We start from the raw sequence: 16418 nt of genomic DNA, 5'->3' as shown, positions 1-16418 counted from the left end.
GATACCTCTTACCCATGCTCAGACATCTTTCGATCAAGGATTTCGCCGTCGTCCGCGCCACCGAACTGGAGTTCGGGCCCGGCATGACCGTGGTTTCGGGCGAGACCGGCGCCGGCAAGTCGCTGATGGTCGACGCGCTGGGCTTCCTGTCCGGCCTGCGCGCCGACAGCGGCGTGGTCCGCCATGGCGCGGCCCGCGCCGAGCTTTCCGCCGAGTTCGCGCTGGACCAGCTGCAGGCCGCGCGCCAGTGGCTGGCCGACAACGAGCTGGACGATGAAGATCAGTGCCAGCTGCGCCGCGTGATCCGTGCCGACGGCGGCTCGCGGTCCTGGATCAATGGCCGCCCGGTGACCCTCGCACAGCTGGCCGACCTGGCCGCGCTGCTGGTGGAGATCCATGGCCAGCATGAACAACAGGCGTTGCTGACCCGTCCGTCGCAGCTGGCCCTGCTCGATGCCTACGCCCGCAACGAGGACGCGCGCCGCCAGGTGCGCCGCGCCGCCGCCGCGTGGCAGGCACTGGTCGACGAATCACTGGCGCTGTCGCAACAGGGCGACGTGAGTGACCGGATCGGCTTCCTGGAGCACCAGCTGCGCGAACTGGACCGCGAGGACCTGGAACCGGAGTCGATCGCCGCGCTCGGCGCCAGCCACCGCCGCCAGGCCCATGCCAGCGCCCTGCTGACCGCCTGCCAGGCAGCCAGCAACCAGCTCAACGGCGACGACGGCAGTTCCGCGCTGGACCTGCTGCAGCAGGTGCGCCACGAGCTGTCGCGCCTGATCGAACATGACCCGCGCCTGGGCGAGGTGGACGGCCTGATCGAGAATGCCTCGATCCAGCTGCACGAAGCCCTTTCGCTGCTGGACCGCGTGCATGACGACCTCGACGCCGACCCCGAGCAGTTCGAAGAGAACGAGCGGCGCCTCGGCCGCCTGCACGACCTGGCGCGCAAGCATCGCGTGCCGATGGACGAGCTGGGCGCGCAGCGCGAACGCATGCATGCCGAAGTGGAACAGTTGCGCGGCGCCGACGAGCGCCTGCAGCGCCTGGCCGGCGAGATCGACAAGGCCGCCGCCGCCTGGCGCGTACAGGCCGAAGTACTGACCGCCAGCCGTCGCGGTGCCGCCGCCGAACTGTCGGCCACCACCACCGGCATCATCGCCGAGCTGGGCATGGGCGGCGGCCAGTTCCTGATCGAACTGGAGCCGCAGGACAACGGCAAACCCGATCCGCAGGGTGCCGAGCGCGTGGAGTTCCTGGTCGCGGCCAACGCCGGCCAGCCGCCGCGCGCCCTGCGCAAGGTCGCCTCGGGCGGTGAACTGTCGCGCATCTCGCTGGCCATCGAAGTGGCGGCGCTGGACCTGGATGCGGTGCCGACCATGGTATTCGACGAAGTCGACTCCGGCATCGGCGGCGCGGTGGCCGACATCGTCGGCCAGAAGCTGCGCGCGCTGGGCGAGAAGCGCCAGGTGTTGTGCGTGACCCACCTGCCGCAGGTCGCCTCCAAGGGCCACGCGCATTACCGGGTGAGCAAGGCGCCGGTGGAAGGCATGACCCAGAGTGCGGTGGAGAAGCTGGACAGCAAGGCACGCGAGGAAGAACTGGCGCGCATGCTCGGCGGCGTGGAAGTGAGCAAGGAAGCGCGCGCCGCCGCCCGCAAGCTGCTGCAGGTCTGACGCGCGTACGCGTTCATCCACGCATGGCGTGGATCTACAGGTAGTGCCGGCCGCTGGCCGGCAACCGGACCTGTGTGGAAGAAGATCGTGAGGTTGCCGGCCAGCGGCCGGCACTACCCCCGTGGCTGCGTCAGATCGACGTTTTCCACCAGGAAATCGAGGAACGCGCGCACTCGCAGCGGCAGGTAGCCGCCCTGCCCCAGGAACACCGCGTGCACCTCCTCCAGGTCACCGGGATTGGCCTCTTCCAGCACCGGCAGCAGCCGCCCGGCGGCGATGTCGGCCTGCACCTGGAACGCGGCCAGCCGCGCCATGCCCAGCCCGCCCAGCACCAGTTGGCGCAGCGCATCGCCATTGCTGGCACGGGCGTTGCCGCTGGGCAGCAGCATGCGCTCACGACCGTCCTGCAGCAGCGGCCAGCCCTGCATCGCCCGCGCATGGCCGATGTCCAGGCGGTTGTGCGCCTGCAGCTCCTCGACGCTGGCCGGCAGGCCGTGCCGCTGCGCGTAGGCCGGTGCGGCCACGATCATCATCCGCGTCGCGCCCAATCGCCGCGCCACCAGGCTGGAACTCTTCAGCGGGCCGGCGCGCACCGCCACGTCGGTGCGCTGCTCAAGCAGGTCGATCACTTCGTCATTGAGGGTCACGTCCACCCCCACCTGCGGGTTGCGCTCGAGGAACGCCGGCAGCAGCGGCAACAGGAAGTGCTGGCCGAACGGCACGTTGGAATTGACCCGCAGCCGCCCGCGCGGCTCGGCGTGGGCGCTGGCACAGCGTTCGGCTTCCTCCAGGTCGGCCAGCACGCGCAGGCCGCGCTCGTAGAACGCGCAGCCTTCCGGGGTCAGCTGCAGCTGGCGGGTGGACCGCTGCAGCAGGCGGGTGCCCAGCCGCTGTTCCAGCCGCGCCACCAGCTTGCTGACCGCCGACGGGGTCATGTCCAGGGTGCGGGCGGCCGCGGAAAAGCCACCGGTCTCGATCACCCGCACGAAGACTTCCAGTTCGCCGGATCGGTTGATGTCGGGTCGCGCCATGGCGATGAATCCAGTTCACAGATGATTGTCCATGCGCAGTCTAGTTCACAGATGAGGGCGGAATCACCATGGCGGCTCCTTTCCCCGGAATCGCTCCATGGACCGCCTCCGCAAGCTCGCTGCAAGCACCCTGCTCGCCCTGTCCGGCGCCGCCAGCGCAACCCCTGCCCCGCACTGGGTGGCCAGCTGGCAGGCCAGCCCGCAACCGGTGTGGGGCGCAGACTTCCTGTTCCCGGCCCTGATCCCGGCATCGCTGCACGACCAGACCTTCCGCCAGGCCGCGCGCATCAGCCTGGGCGGGCCGCGCCTGCGGGTAAGGTTGAGCAATGCCTACGGCACGCAGCCGCTGCGGATAGGAGCGGCCAGCGTGGCCGCACGACCGGGCGCGGCACCACGGCCGCTCCACTTCGACGGCCAGCCCGGCGTGCTGATCGGCGCGGGCCAGGAACGGCTGAGCGATCCGCTGGCACTGCCCACCGGCAATCAGCAGGCCCTGCAGGTCAGCGTTTTCGTGCCGGGGCCGACGCCGCTGCAGACCTTCCACTGGGACGGCCGCCAGACCAGTTGGATCGCCGGCGGCAACCAGAGCCTGGCGCGCGACCTGGATCGAGCCACCCCCACCACCGCACGCCTGTTCCTGACCGGGATTGAAGTCGAGGCCGCACCCGGCGCACGCAGCGTGGTGGTGATCGGCGACTCGATCACTGACGGCGCCACCGCCAGCCTCGACCAGGACCAGCGCTGGACCGACCATCTGGCCGCGCGGCTGGCACCCCGAGGCGTCGCGGTGGTCAACGCTGGCATCTCCGGCGGCCGGCTGCTGCGTGACGGCATGGGCGAGTCGGTTCTGGCCCGCCTGCAGCGCGATGCATTGGATCAGCCCGGCGTGGCCAGCGTGATCGTGCTGATCGGCATCAACGACATCAGCTGGCCCGGCACCGCCTTCGTCCGGCAACAGGCGCGTCCTACGCTGGCCGAGCTGCAGGACGGCTATCGGGCGCTGGCCGAACAGGCCCATCGGCGCGGACTGCGCATCCTGGGCGCCACCCTGCCGCCCTTCGCCGGCGCCCTGCCCGGCACGCCGCTGGACGACTACTACCAGCCCGGCAAGGAGGCGCTGCGCCAACAGCTCAACACCTGGCTGCGCACACGCAGCCCGTTCGACGCGGTGATCGATCTGGACACGGCCCTGCGCGACCCGGCCGATCCGTCACGGATGGCCGCCGCCTACGACTCCGGCGACCACCTGCATCCGGGCGATGCCGGCAACCAGGCGATGGCCGAGGCGGTGGATCTGGAGGTGCTGATGGGGCCGTCCACGCATGGCGTGGATCTACTGTGAACAACGAAAAACCCCGGGCAAGCCCGGGGTTCTGTCGCGTCCGGCTGGCCGGAACGGCTTACTTGCGCTTCTTGCGCACGTACAGCACCAGCGAGTGCTCTTCCAGCTCGTAGCCGTGATCGGCCGCGATCTTGCGCTGCAGCTCTTCGATCTCGTGGCTTTCAAACTCGATGATCTTGCCGCTGTCCACGTCGACCATGTGGTCGTGGTGGCCGCCGCGGTCCAGCTCGTAGACGGCCTGGCCGCCTTCGAAATTGTGCTTGAGCACGAGGCCGGCAGCCTCGAACTGGGTCAGCACCCGGTAGACCGTGGCCAGGCCGATCTCGTCACCATGCTCCAGCAGCTGGCGGTAGATGTCTTCGGCGGTCATGTGGTGCTGGGCATTGCGCTGCTCGAGCAGCGCCAGGATCCGCATCCGCGGATGGGTCACCTTCAGGCCGACTTTACGCAGGTCGTGGGTTTCCATAGGTCTCCGTTCATTGGCGATTTAGCGCCAGCTGCCTCGGATTGGGTCGCGGTGGCACGCCGGGAGTGTATCATCGGTTTGATTTCCCCAACCGCCAGTCCCGATGCGCAATCTCCTGTTGGTCGCCGCCGTCGCCCTGTCCACCACCGGGTGCGGCATCATCTACAAGCAACCCATCTATCAGGGCAACCTGATCCGGGAAGATGCCGTGGCCAAGCTGCAGGTCGGGCAGAGCAAGCAGCAGGTCACCGCGCTGCTGGGCACCCCGTCCATCCCCGACCCGTTCCACGCCCAGCGCTGGGACTACACCTCCAGCCAGCGCGTGAACCGCCTGGGCCGTACCGAGGTGAAGAATTTCGTCGTGTTCTTCGACAACGACACCGTGACCCGCTGGGAAGGCGACTACTTCCCGGGCAACGACAAGGCCCTGGCCCAGCAGACCGTGCGCCAGTTCGGCCGCAACCTGCCGAAGGACAAGAAGAAGAAGGGCCGCTGAGGCGCCCTGCCCGTCCACTCGGACGGGTCGCGGGCATCAACCGCCGAGCGCGCGCCGCCGGCGGTTGTCCTTGGGGTCGGCCAGCAACGGGCGTAGCAGCTCGATGCGGTCGCCTTCCTGCAACACCTGCTGCGGGCGCGCCAGCACGCCATGCACCGCCACTGCCGGGCATCCGGCAGTGCCGTCCAGCGCGGCGGCGGCAATGGCATCGGCCACGGTCGCGCCCTCTTCCAGCTGCAGCCGGCGCGACAGCACCCGCTGCGGCCAGGCCAGCACCACCTCGACCTCGATCATCGCTCAGCCCTCGTCGGCGACGCGGACGAAATCGTTGACCATCCGATCGGCCAGCCCCTGGAAGCCGATCGCCAGGGCCGGGCCCAGCAGGCGCGAACTGGGCTCGAACTCCAGGGTCAGGGTGACCTTGCAGGCATCTTCGGCCAGCGCATGGAATTCCCAGCGGCCGTGCAGTTGCTTGAACGGGCCATCGCGCAGCTGCATGTCGATGCTGTGCGGGCGCTGCAGGGTGTTTTCGGTCTGGAACCAGGTGCTGAACGAGCCCAGGCCCAGGTCCAGGCGCGCCACCAGCCGGTCTTCGCCCTGCTCCAGGATCTGGGCGGCCGAACACCAGCGGAAACGGCGCGGATAGGCCTGGACATCGTTGACCAGGTCGAACATGCGCGCGGCCGAATGTTCGACCAGGGCGCTGCGGCGGATAGTAGGCATGAATACAGGACGTTTCGGCAATCGACCGGGCGGGCCCGAATCGGAGACAATACGGAAATGAGCAAGAACAGCGGCAAGGATAAAGCAAAGAGCGCGACGGCCAACAAGACCATCGCGCTGAACAAGCGTGCCCGCCACGAGTACCACATCGAGGATCGCTTCGAAGCCGGCCTGGCCCTGCAGGGCTGGGAAGTGAAATCGATCCGTGCCGGCCGCGGCAACATCGTCGACGCCTACGCCTACGTCAAGGATGGAGAGATCTTCCTGATCGGCGCGCAGATCACCCCGTTGATCCAGGCCTCGACCCATGTGGTGGCCAACGACCGGCGCGAGCGCAAGCTGCTGCTGCACCGGAGCGAGATCGACAAGCTGGTTGGCAAGGTCGAGCGCGATGGCTACACGATCGTGCCCACCGCGATGTACTGGAGCAAGAACAAGATCAAGCTCGAAGTCGCGCTGGCCAAGGGCAAGCAGACCCACGACAAGCGCGATGCCGCCAAGGACCGCGACTGGGCGATCGAGAAGCAGCGCGTGATGCGTCGCGGCAACCGCGACGCGTAAGCGGTTGCGCATGCCCCTGTAGAGTCGAGCTTGCTCGACTGCTTTGGCCTTCTGTAGAGCCGGGCCATGCTCGGCTTGGACAAGAATCAGTCGAGCAGGCTCGACTCTACAAGCGGCTCAACCGGCCAGCGCGCCCAGCTTCCGCATCCGCGGTACCAGCGCCGCGTGCATCACCGCCAGGTGCATCACCACCGCCAGTTCCGGCGCGTGGCGCTCATCGCCCGCGCGCCACCGCTGTGCCAGCTGCGCCGCATCGGGTGGCAGCAGCGCCAGCAACTGCGCATCGTCCAGCGCGTCGGCCGCGACCTGCAGCTGCCTGGCGACCTGCCTCGACTGCCACACATGCACGCCGATGCTCAAACTGGCCAGCGACATCAGCACCACGGCCAGGCCGTGCTCGAACCACTGCGACAACACCTCCGGCCCCCACAGCAGGGCCGCCAGCACCGCCAGGCCCGGCAGCCGCCACCCCAACCAATGGATGCGACCGCGCTGCGCCCAGTGCACCACCACCGCGCTGGCCACCAGCGCCGCCGCCGCCGTTGCCGGCAGCTCGGTCAGCCAGGTGGCTGCGAGCAGCAGCCCCAGCAGCGCCCAGACCCAGCCGGGGGGCAGCGCGCGCCGCTGATAATCGGCACCGACCGGTCCGACCAGCTGTCGCAGGCTGCGTTGTTGGCTTGCCTCAGTCACCCACCGTCTCCGTGTCTGCTCTAGCCTGGATGGTCGTCGCCAGTGTGTCGCAAATTCGTGCCAATGAAGTTACCAATCCGCTATGCCAGCCGCACTACAACTTCCTGAGGATTGCCAAGGTGACTGTTCAGCTGTTTTGCCGTAGCATTGCCAACGTTGGGCAGGCCCTGACCGTGGCGACACGGAATTGGCCCTGTACCTTGCAGCACTGTAGAAACCGGGGGTGCATTGGTTTCGACGGGGGTTGTGAAGTCGCCTGGCGCATGCCGAGGGGGTAGCTTTCCTCGTAAATCCAGCTGCAAAACTCTAGTTGCCAACGACGACAACTACGCTCCGGTCGCTCTCGCAGCCTAAAAACTGCGGTGCGTGACCTTCTGCCGACTTAGGCGGAGCCTCGAAACTGCTTGTGTCCATGCTCGCAGCGTAGAGTCATTATCATGGAATCGCGCTGGGCGGCTGCCTGTCAGTCCGGCACTAGAACACAACAGGCTGGTTCCCGGATGCGCTTTGCACGCCGTGCTGTTCGGGGACGAGATTTAACGGCGAGCTAAGCATGTAGTGCTGGGGATGGAGTGCCTTCGGACGGCGGTTCAATTCCGCCCACCTCCACCATCTGTATGGCCTGTCGAGGCCACAAGAAGCCGGAACTTCCATCAACGGGGTTCCGGCTTTTTTGTGCCTGTTTTTCGTGCAGGCAGCGTGCCGCGTGACCACCCGGCCCGCGCTACAGCCAACGCCGTACGCGTTGGCGGAACAGCGCATACGCTTCGGGAAAACGAGCCGACAGCACCCGCTCTTCCGGCACGATCTGCAACCGGGTGATGTACAGCACGAACAGCGGCACGGCCAGCCACGCGACCGGGTTCTGCAGGTACAGCACGGCACCAGTCAGAACGATCGCCTGACCGAGATACATCGGATTGCGTGTGTAGCGGTATACCCCGTGCGTGACCAGCGCGCTCGAGGCCGACGGGCGCAGCGGATTGACCGTGGTGCGCGCACAGCGGAAGGCCAGCTTCGGCAGCAGGTTCAGCGTCACACCGAGCGTCAGCAGAGCACCTGCAAGCAGCGCCGGCATCGGCAATGGCAACACCAGGTCCGCTGCCAGGCGGCTGGCCAGGTAGCCGATGCCACCGCACAGCAGCATCACCAGCGGTGGTGGAATCCGTGTCTCAAGCCAACGCATCGCCGTCCTTGTGTGCCTCCATTCACCCCAGTGTCACATGCGAATGCCTGAATCGCTTGCATGGCGGTGGTTTCAAGGCACAAACCGACCGCCCGGTATCTTCCGCTTTGACAGGCCGGACGCTAGAGTGGCGCCACCGCGCAGGAGGATCGTATGGCTACCACGGGCTTGGGCTTCATCGGCCGCACGACCCTCATCATCACCGTGCTGCTCACCTTGGGCGGCTGCGCGACGTTGCGCCAGTTCGGGCCGTCGGTACAGGTCGCCTCGGTCACGCCGGGGCAGTACATCGCGCTCAAGCGCGGCGACATCCTCACCTCCGGCAAGCTCAGCGCGGCAACCACCGAGACCCTGCGCGTGGCCGGCCTCGACGAGGGCGTCTGTGCCAAGCCCGGTCGGCCCTGCATCGAGGCGATGGAAGGCAGCATCGTGGTACGCGAGGAAGACAAGCGTTCGAGCCTGGCCGAACTGTGGCTACAGTACGCAATGACCCTGCCCGCCCCCAAGCGCGAGTACTCCGCGTCGGGCCGCGCCAAGACCGCGATCACCGAACTGGACGCCGACTTCCAGCCGCGCCTGGACGCGTGGATGCAGGTCGCACGCCAGGCCTATGCCTATCTGTTCTTCACCGAACGCACCGCCAACCAGCGCGGCTTCGAAGACCGCCAGACCCAGGTGCGCGACTACTACAACCTGGCGGTGCAGGAAGCCTCGGTGCAGTTGTACAACGCCTACGCGACCGGCCGGGTGCACAGTGAGGCCAGTCATTTCCAGCTGGGCCGCTGGACCTTCGTGCTGGCGCCTTCCACCGAGGCGTCGCCGCTGGACACGCGCACGCCGACCGAACTGGTGCCGGCCGCTTCGCTGTCATTCACTGGCACGCTGCGCAGCGTGCACCGCCGCGACGGCTTCGGTGCGGAACTGGTGGCGGTCATGGATGATCCGGCAAGTACCATCGCCACCTCGGCACCCACCGCGCACGCCACCGCTGCGACCACGCAGAGCTGGAGCGAGATGCCTTCGCCGTCGATGACGGTGCTGCTGCGCTTCTCCGGAAAGAATCTATGGGAAGTGCTGCACGACGACGAGCCGGAACTGGAGATCCACGATCCCTACCAGGTCACCGAAGTCACCCTGCACGGGCAGGAGGTACCGCTGGCGGCGAACTTCACCGCCGGCTACGCGCTGTGGCTGGCGAGATCCAACTTCAGCCACCAGTCGCTGCGCTCGCTGTTCGGCGGCAAGGGCGGCATCGACACGCCGCACCTGTACATGATGCAGCCCTACGATCCGAACCGGCGCGTGCTGCTGATGATCCATGGCCTGGCCAGCAGCCCGGAAGCCTGGGTCAACGTTGCCAACGAGCTGATGCGCGACGACGAGATCCGCCAGGATTTCCAGATCTGGCAGTTCTACTACCCGACCAACATGCCCATCGCGATGAGCCACGATGCGATGCGCCACACGCTGGCCGACGTGTTCAGGCACTTCGACCCCAGCGGAAAGGCGCAGGCCTCGCATGACATGGTGCTGGTCGGGCACAGCATGGGCGGGGTGATCGCGCGGCTTATGGTCTCGTCGTCCGGCGACCACCTGGTCGATACCCTGCTGGCCACTGCGCAGATGACACCGGCGCAGCGCGAACTGCTGCGCACCCGCGGGGCGCCGGTACTGACCTTCCTGCCGGAACCGGAAGTGTCGCGCGTGGTGTTCATCGCCACGCCGCACCGTGGCACCGACGTCGCCGGCACCCGCCTGGGTCGCTGGATCGGTCGCCTGGTGCGGCTGCCGCTGACCGTGCTGGAGGATGTCGCCACCATCGCCAACGATGGCCAGGTCGACCGCAACGATGGCAAGCACGGCTACCAGATGAACAGCATCCAGAACCTGGACAAGGACGACGCGTTCGTCCGCGCCGTGGCTGACCTGCCGATGGCGCCCAAGGTGCAGTACCACTCGATCGTCGCCCGCGCCAAGGCCGACGGGCCGTTGGAAAAGACCGATGACGGGCTGGTGCCGTATTGGAGCTCGCACCTGCCCAACGCCGTGTCGGAGAAGGTGATCGTGTCCGGGCACAGTGTGCAGGAAGCCACGCCCGCGATCATCGAGCTGCGGCGGATCCTGCACGAGGACATGCAGCAGCACGGGGCAGCAGCCAGATAGCCTCGGGCGATTGAGGGAAATCCCTCATCGCGCGTGCGCATCCACGCTTCTATGCTGGCCTTACGTTCCCCGCAGGAGGTCCGCATGAACACGCAAGAGCCCAGTCGCCAGCCCAGCCCCGATCCGGCCGAGCGCGATGCCTTCTTCCCCTCGCCGTACTCGCTGTCGCAGTTCACGTCGCCGAAGAGCAACCTGTCCGGTGCCGACTATCCAGACGCACGCCGTGATGGTCGCTGGAAGGTGCTGATGATCGCCGCCGACGAGCGCTACCTGCCTACCGCCAACGGCCATCTGTTCTCCACCGGCAACCATCCGGTGGAAACCCTGCTGCCGATGTATCACCTGGACAAGGCCGGCTTCGACATCGACGTGGCCACGCTGTCGGGCAACGCCGCCAAGTTCGAATGGTGGGCCTTCCCGCGCGAGGACAAGGAGATCGGCGGGCTGTACGAACGCTATGAAGAACGCTTCCGCCAGCCGCTGGCGCTGGACGACGTCGTGGCCGCACTGGGGGCTGGTTCGGACTATGCGGCGGTGTTCATTCCCGGCGGCCATGGCGCGCTGATCGGGCTGCCGCAGAGCCGCGCGGTGAAAGCAGTGCTGCATTGGGCGATGGCCGAGCAACGCCACATCATCACCCTCTGCCACGGCCCTGCGGCATTGCTGGCCGCAGGCGTCGACGAAGCCGATGGCGGCTCGCTGTTCCGCGGCTACCGCATCTGCGCCTTCCCCGATGCAATGGACCGGCAGACACCGGAGATCGGCTACATGCCGGGCCAGCTGCAGTGGTTCTTCGGTGAGCGGCTGGCGCAGCAGGGTGTGCAGATCGTCAACGAGGGCATCGATGGCAGCGTGCTGCAGGATCGCCTGCTGCTGACCGGCGACAGCCCGCTGGCGGGCAATGCGCTCGGCAAGCTGGCTGCACGCACCCTGCTCGACGCACTGGCCGGGCGCTGATCCGGATGACCGCGCTGGTGCAGGTGTTGCTGGAGCTGGAACGCGCCCGCTCACTGGACGCGGTGGGCGCGGTACTGCGCAGCATCGCCGCACCGCTCGGCTACGACCGCGTGCTGGTGTTCGCCACCGGCACCGGACTGGAGCGCGGCACGCAGCGCGTGTACTGGATCAACGGCGACTGGCTCGGCGAGAGCGGCGATGCCGACCTCGCCCGCTATCTGCATGCCTGCCCGGTCAATCGCCATGTGCTGGACAGCGACGCGCCGTTCTTCTGGAGCAAACGCCAAGGGCTGCGCGGTGAGCGCTACCAGGTGGTGAAGCAACCGCGTGGCGAAGGCCTGCATGGCCTGCAGGTGCCGGTGTTCGGTACCACCGGGCTGGAGGGTGCGATCAGTTTCGCAGGCACCTCCATCGATGCATCCGCCAGCGCACGCCTGCAGCTGGAGGCTGCTGCAACCGCAGCATTCCGCGCCGCGTGCGGTCTGGCTGAAGTTCCTGCAGAACTTTCCGGAAGCCTGCTGAGCACGCGCGAGCGCGAGGTGCTGCGCTGGGTGGCTGCCGGGCGTCGCCAGGCGGAAATTGCCGCCACGCTCGGGCTTTCCGCACGCACCGTGGAAAACCACCTGCGCCATGCACGCCAGCGCCTCGGTGTTGCGACTACCGCGCAGGCGGTACGCGCTGCAACTCGTCGTGGTGAGATCGAGGACTGATCGCAGCGAGGCACTTCCGATGGTCGGGTTCGCGTGATACACACCCCGTGCGCATGTGCGCGATTGCAGAAGCAAGGATGATGCTTATGAAACTGCAACTGGCCGCAATGGCCGCGTTGGTGGTAGCCACTGCAACCCTGGCACCGGTGGCGGACGCCAACACAGGGGTCCCGAGAGAAAATGTTTCCTGTGTGCCGGTGAATGTGGACCGCAACCGCGTCCACCACCACTGCACGGAAACCTACACCGATGAATTCGGCAACGTCTACACAGCCGAATATTGGATCGACGAGTACGGCAACCCCTACCTGCGCGACTGAGCCGGGGAAATGCGCCGGGTCGCCCATGGGCCGGCGCGCATGCAGCAACTCCCGCACGTCAGCCTGGCGTCGCGCGGGACGTTGCACGACAACGCGCAGATGCGCGATTGCAGACACAAGGATGATGACCATGAAATTGCACCTGGCCTCGATGGCCGCACTGATGCTTGCCGTTGGAGCTCTCTCCTCGCCGTCCCAGGCCGCCGCCAGCGGTGGTGGCGGTGGTCCGGAGAACACGAACTGCGTCCGGGTCAAGATGGGGCCCTACTACCATCAGCGTTGCGAAGTGACGTACTTCGAAGAGGACGGCACTCCCTACATCCGGGTGTACTGGATTGACCAGAATGGCCAGTGGTACCTGCCCGCCGACTGAGCACCCGTGATCTCCTGATCGCGCTCACGCGATCCGCCGGGCGACGCGTTCACCGCCCGCCCGGCACCTGCCATCCGCCCATCCCGGCATACCGCTACCCTCGCCTTCCATGGCATGCTCCGTGAAATCGTTTTCATGGAATGGAGGGATTCCACGATGTTGCCGCGTTTCCATCGCCGGGCGCTGTGCGCGCTGCTGGCACTTGCTCTGCCTGTCTTCGCTTGCGCGGCCACGCCTGCGCCGCTGAAAGTGATGTCGTTCAATGTCCGCACCCCGGCCGATACCGAGCCTGGCAAGCGCTGGCCGGACCGTCGCGATGCGATGGTCAAGGTCATCCTCGATGCGCACCCGGCGGTGATCGGCACCCAGGAACTGGTGAAGGAACAGGCCGATTACCTGTCCGAGCACCTGCCCGGCTACCGCTGGTTCGGCGAAGGCCGCCGGGGTGGCAGCGGCGACGAGCACATGGGCGTGTTCTACGACAGCAAGGTGCTGGCCATCGAGGCGTCCGGCAACTTCTGGTTGTCCGATACGCCGGACGTGCCCGGCAGCATCACCTGGGGCAACCTGTATCCGCGCATGGTCACCTGGGCGCTGTTCCGGCGCCTGGAGGATGGTCGTCGCTTCTACTTCATGGATACCCACCTGCCCTACCGCGACGAGGACGAACCGCGCCGGGTGAAGGGTGCCGAGCTGATCGGCAAGCGCCTGGCCACCCTGCCGGCCGACCTGCCGGTGGTGCTGACCGGCGACTTCAACAGCGAACCCGGCGGCGATACCTACAAAGCGTTCACCCACGTGCTGGAGGACACCCGCCCCCAGGTGAAGGCACCGCAGGGCCCGCGCCTGACCTTCCATGATTTCACCGGCAACGCCACCGCACAGCTGGACTGGGTGCTGGTGCGCGGCTTCCATGCACGCAGTTTCCTTACCGACGACCGCCGCATCGACGGCGTGCTGCCGTCGGATCATTTCCCGCTGGTGGTCGAGCTGGACTGGCCGAAGCGCTGAACCTGCACGGCCGCCGCGGCTACGGCGGCGGCTGCCGTGACAGCAGGCGGTACAGTGCCTGATGCTGGTCGCGTGCCTGGCAGATGCGGGCACCGACGGCCAGAAACACGGACACGCCGATCAGCCCCAGGCCGAGCAGCGGATCCGGCAGCCGTATGAACCCGATCGCAGCCGCCATCGACGCGAGCACCATCAGTACCACCACCGCCACCGAAAGCCCCGCGCCGGGTGGCCCCGGATCTCCGAACAACCTGCGCTGGGTATCGTGTTTGCCATCGGTCATCACCTGTCCTCCCAAGAGCCTGTCCCACTAGTTACACGGCGGACACGGCTTCCGGCAGAGTCAGAAACGTCATGACTGTGACAACGTGCACAGCCTGCACGGTGCTTCCCTGCCCCGGTTGCCGAACTGCGGATTCATCATCCACTGCCAGGCGCTGGCTGCCGGAGAAGGCGGCACGATGGCGGGGGGCCGATCAACGGCCCTGAAACAAGAAGGGGACGGACGCTACCGCCTCCGTCCCCTCGGGGTTACTGCAGCTGCGCCACGCTGGGCGGCTGCGGCGACTGTCCCCAGCCGCCCAGTGCCTTGTACACACCCACCACGCTGACATTCACTTCTGCCTCGGCCGCGGCCAATGCATCGTCGGCGGCCAGCTGCGTGCGCTGCGCGTCCAGCAGGGTCAGGAAGTCCTCCGATCCCTCGCGATAGCGGATCTGTGCAAGCGATTCGGCACGTCGTGCCGCCTGCGCCTGCTCGACCACGATCGCCAGCCGCGCCTGCTGCTTGGAGTAGCGGGTCAGCGCGTTCTCGGTGTCTTCCAGCGCCAGCAGCACCGCCTGCTCATACTGCGCGGCCACACCTTCGGCCTCGGCCTTGCTGGCACGCAGGCGTGCACGCACGGTGCCGAAATCGAAGGCCGCCCAGCTCAGCGACGGGGTCAGCGACCAGGCCTTGTTGTTGCCGTTGACCAGGCCGCTGGCATCGCCACCAAGGAAGCCGACGAAACCGGACAGCGACAGCCGCGGGAACAGATCGGCGGTGGCCACGCCGACGCGTGCGGTCGCCGCCGCCAGTCGACGTTCGGCCACCCGCACGTCTGCGCGTTGGCGCAGCAGCTCGCGGGTATCGCCCAGCGGCAGGGCCTTGGCGAACGCCGGCACCTCATGCGGTGCGAGCATCGCGGTGAGCACTTCCGGGCGCTGGCCAAGCAGCACCGCCAAGCGGTTGCGCGACTGCGTCTCGGCCACTTCCAGCAGCGGAATGTCGGCCTCGATCGCCTTCAGGCGGGCACGGCTGCTCTGCACGTCCAGTTCGCTGCCGGCACCCAGCTCCCAGCGGGCCTCGGTCAACTTCTGCGTGTCGCGCAGATTGACCAGGGTGTGCTGGGCCACCGCGATGCGTTTCTGCGTACCGCGCAGCTCGAAGTAGTTGCGTGCTACCTCGGCGGCGACCAGCACCTGCGCGTCGGCCAGGTTGGCCTGCTCGGCATCGAGGTCGGCACGCGCGGCTTCTGCAGCGCGGCGCTTGCGGCCGAACAGATCCAGCTCCCAGCCGGCGTCGAAGCCGAGCTGGTAGCTTTCACTGAACACCCGCTGCCCACCCAGCTGCGGATCGGGTTGCTTGCGGCGGTCGTAGCTGCCGCCTGCGGTGATGTGCGGGGCCTGGTCGAAACGGCTTTCGACGAACACCGCGCGGGCCTGGCTGACGCGGGCCACGGCCACGCGCAGGTCGAGGTTGTCCGACAGTGCGCCATGCACCAGTTCTTCCAGCACCGGATCATCGAACTGCGCCCACCAACTGGCCACCGGCGACGTGCTGGTGAACACCGGCTGCTGTGCGCCCTGCAGGACGACCGGTTCCTGCACCGGCGCCTTGTAGTTCGGGCCGACGCTGACACAGCCCGCCAGCACCAGGCTGGAGACGGCCATCGCCAACGTGCGGATCACCATGGCAGCACCTCGCCCAGGTAGGTGAAGCTGCCGCTGGCACCGGATTCGCCGATCAGCGCCATTTCCACGCTGGAACGTGCGCCTTCGCTGATTTCGATCTCGCCGTTGCCACCGTTCATGTCGGTCTTCACGTAACCCGGATGCACGGTGTTGACCTTGATCGGGGTGTTGCGCAGTTCGTAGGCCAGGCTCAGCGTCCAGCTGTTCACCGCCGCCTTGGAGGCGTTGTAGGCCGGAATCTTGAAGTCGTAGATGCCCGACGCCGGGTCGGCGTGCAGGGTCTGCGAGCCGAGCATGCTGGACACGTTGACGATGCGACCGGACTTGGCCTGCTTGACCAGCGGCAGGAACGCCTGGGTCACGGCCACCAGCGCATACACATTGGTATCGAAGGTGCGCTTCCAGGTATCGAGCGACTGTTCCGAGGGAGCCTGCGCCGGGTTCTCGATCATGATGCCGGCGTTGTTGACCAGGATATCGAGCCGGCCATGGCGCTGGCGCACCTGCTCGACCGCCTCGGCGATGCTGGCAGCATCGGTCACGTCCAGCTGGATCGCTTCCACCGGCAGGCCCTCGGCCTGCAGCTTCAGTGCCTGCTCCACGGCGGTCTCGCGCTTGCGGCCGGCCAGCAGCGTGTGCACGCCGGCCTGCGCCAGCTGGCGCACGGTCTCGGCACCGATGCCGCGGGTAGCGCCGGTGACCAGCGCGATCTTGTTCTGATGGGAGTTCATGGATTCATGCCTTGTGAGGGGAAAGCCGC

The 16418-nt window shown here is 67.1% G+C and carries 19 protein-coding genes and 1 other RNA gene; 11 read left to right on the top strand and 9 right to left on the bottom strand.

Annotated features, from left to right (window positions below; translation table 11 throughout):
* Positions 1–14: 14 nt before the first annotated feature.
* Complete coding sequence (gene recN, locus K5L94_RS09565; protein ID WP_053449489.1) at positions 15–1676, top strand: DNA repair protein RecN; 1662 nt, start codon at positions 15–17, stop codon at positions 1674–1676.
* 113 nt (positions 1677–1789) lie between these two features.
* On the opposite strand, the gene K5L94_RS09560 is transcribed toward recN, so the two are convergent.
* Entirely contained in the window at positions 1790–2707 is a 918-nt protein-coding gene (locus K5L94_RS09560; protein ID WP_053449488.1) for a LysR family transcriptional regulator, read from the bottom strand.
* 97 nt (positions 2708–2804) lie between these two features.
* On the opposite strand from K5L94_RS09560, the gene K5L94_RS09555 reads away from it, so the two are divergent.
* On the top strand, positions 2805–4049 hold the full coding sequence (locus K5L94_RS09555; protein WP_053449487.1) for an SGNH/GDSL hydrolase family protein: 1245 nt from the start codon (positions 2805–2807) through the stop codon (positions 4047–4049).
* A gap of 58 nt (positions 4050–4107) precedes the next feature.
* On the opposite strand, the gene fur is transcribed toward K5L94_RS09555, so the two are convergent.
* On the bottom strand, positions 4108–4515 hold the full coding sequence (fur, locus tag K5L94_RS09550) for a ferric iron uptake transcriptional regulator (RefSeq protein ID WP_005409235.1): 408 nt from the start codon (positions 4513–4515) through the stop codon (positions 4108–4110).
* A gap of 103 nt (positions 4516–4618) precedes the next feature.
* On the opposite strand from fur, the gene K5L94_RS09545 reads away from it, so the two are divergent.
* Positions 4619–5011, top strand: a complete 393-nt coding sequence (locus tag K5L94_RS09545) for an outer membrane protein assembly factor BamE (RefSeq protein ID WP_006434042.1) — start codon at positions 4619–4621, stop codon at positions 5009–5011.
* 36 nt (positions 5012–5047) lie between these two features.
* On the opposite strand, the gene K5L94_RS09540 is transcribed toward K5L94_RS09545, so the two are convergent.
* Complete coding sequence (locus K5L94_RS09540) at positions 5048–5305, bottom strand: RnfH family protein (protein WP_008268432.1); 258 nt, start codon at positions 5303–5305, stop codon at positions 5048–5050.
* Between the two features lie 3 nt (positions 5306–5308).
* Positions 5309–5734: a type II toxin-antitoxin system RatA family toxin gene (locus K5L94_RS09535; RefSeq protein ID WP_032959119.1), complete on the bottom strand. Its 426-nt coding sequence runs from the start codon at positions 5732–5734 to the stop codon at positions 5309–5311.
* A gap of 57 nt (positions 5735–5791) precedes the next feature.
* Here K5L94_RS09535 and smpB point away from each other — a divergent pair, with 57 nt between their 5' ends.
* Positions 5792–6295 (top strand): SsrA-binding protein SmpB, encoded by a 504-nt coding sequence (gene smpB, locus K5L94_RS09530; protein WP_040007975.1) that lies wholly within the window; start codon positions 5792–5794, stop codon positions 6293–6295.
* 117 nt (positions 6296–6412) lie between these two features.
* On the opposite strand, the gene K5L94_RS09525 is transcribed toward smpB, so the two are convergent.
* The gene (locus K5L94_RS09525; protein WP_053449486.1) at positions 6413–6985 is read right to left on the bottom strand and encodes a hypothetical protein; all 573 of its coding nucleotides are present in this window, start codon (positions 6983–6985) and stop codon (positions 6413–6415) included.
* A 219-nt stretch (positions 6986–7204) separates the two neighbouring features.
* Here K5L94_RS09525 and ssrA point away from each other — a divergent pair.
* Positions 7205–7597: a transfer-messenger RNA gene (ssrA, locus tag K5L94_RS09520) on the top strand.
* 112 nt (positions 7598–7709) lie between these two features.
* Here the strand turns inward: ssrA and K5L94_RS09515 are convergent.
* The gene (locus K5L94_RS09515; protein WP_053449418.1) at positions 7710–8171 is read right to left on the bottom strand and encodes a methyltransferase family protein; all 462 of its coding nucleotides are present in this window, start codon (positions 8169–8171) and stop codon (positions 7710–7712) included.
* A gap of 153 nt (positions 8172–8324) precedes the next feature.
* On the opposite strand from K5L94_RS09515, the gene K5L94_RS09510 reads away from it, so the two are divergent.
* The 6 genes from K5L94_RS09510 (at position 8325) to K5L94_RS09485 (ending at position 13705) form a co-directional block, all read left to right on the top strand.
* Entirely contained in the window at positions 8325–10334 is a 2010-nt protein-coding gene (locus K5L94_RS09510) for an esterase/lipase family protein (protein ID WP_274512492.1), read from the top strand.
* An 84-nt stretch (positions 10335–10418) separates the two neighbouring features.
* Positions 10419–11291 (top strand): glyoxalase III HchA, encoded by an 873-nt coding sequence (gene hchA, locus K5L94_RS09505; protein WP_271260301.1) that lies wholly within the window; start codon positions 10419–10421, stop codon positions 11289–11291.
* Positions 11292–11296: 5 nt separating this feature from the next.
* Positions 11297–12001, top strand: a complete 705-nt coding sequence (locus tag K5L94_RS09500; protein ID WP_274512491.1) for a PA1136 family autoinducer-binding transcriptional regulator — start codon at positions 11297–11299, stop codon at positions 11999–12001.
* Positions 12002–12087: 86 nt separating this feature from the next.
* On the top strand, positions 12088–12321 hold the full coding sequence (locus K5L94_RS09495) for a hypothetical protein (RefSeq protein ID WP_006433851.1): 234 nt from the start codon (positions 12088–12090) through the stop codon (positions 12319–12321).
* 130 nt (positions 12322–12451) lie between these two features.
* On the top strand, positions 12452–12694 hold the full coding sequence (locus tag K5L94_RS09490; RefSeq protein ID WP_053451286.1) for a hypothetical protein: 243 nt from the start codon (positions 12452–12454) through the stop codon (positions 12692–12694).
* A 156-nt stretch (positions 12695–12850) separates the two neighbouring features.
* Entirely contained in the window at positions 12851–13705 is an 855-nt protein-coding gene (locus tag K5L94_RS09485) for an endonuclease/exonuclease/phosphatase family protein (protein WP_053449414.1), read from the top strand.
* 19 nt (positions 13706–13724) lie between these two features.
* On the opposite strand, the gene K5L94_RS09480 is transcribed toward K5L94_RS09485, so the two are convergent.
* From K5L94_RS09480 to K5L94_RS09470, 3 genes are all read right to left on the bottom strand, one after another.
* On the bottom strand, positions 13725–13988 hold the full coding sequence (locus K5L94_RS09480) for a hypothetical protein (protein WP_053510746.1): 264 nt from the start codon (positions 13986–13988) through the stop codon (positions 13725–13727).
* 248 nt (positions 13989–14236) lie between these two features.
* Positions 14237–15658: an efflux transporter outer membrane subunit gene (locus tag K5L94_RS09475; RefSeq protein ID WP_274512490.1), complete on the bottom strand. Its 1422-nt coding sequence runs from the start codon at positions 15656–15658 to the stop codon at positions 14237–14239.
* Positions 15652–16389, bottom strand: a complete 738-nt coding sequence (locus K5L94_RS09470; protein WP_008265682.1) for an SDR family oxidoreductase — start codon at positions 16387–16389, stop codon at positions 15652–15654. Before K5L94_RS09470 ends, K5L94_RS09475 begins: the two co-directional genes overlap by 7 nt.
* Positions 16390–16418 lie beyond the last annotated feature (29 nt).

The sequence above is a fragment of the Stenotrophomonas forensis genome, assembly GCF_028752115.1.
GTDB classification, from domain to species: Bacteria; Pseudomonadota; Gammaproteobacteria; order Xanthomonadales; family Xanthomonadaceae; genus Stenotrophomonas; species Stenotrophomonas forensis.
This window is presented reverse-complemented; position numbering and strand designations above follow the sequence as displayed.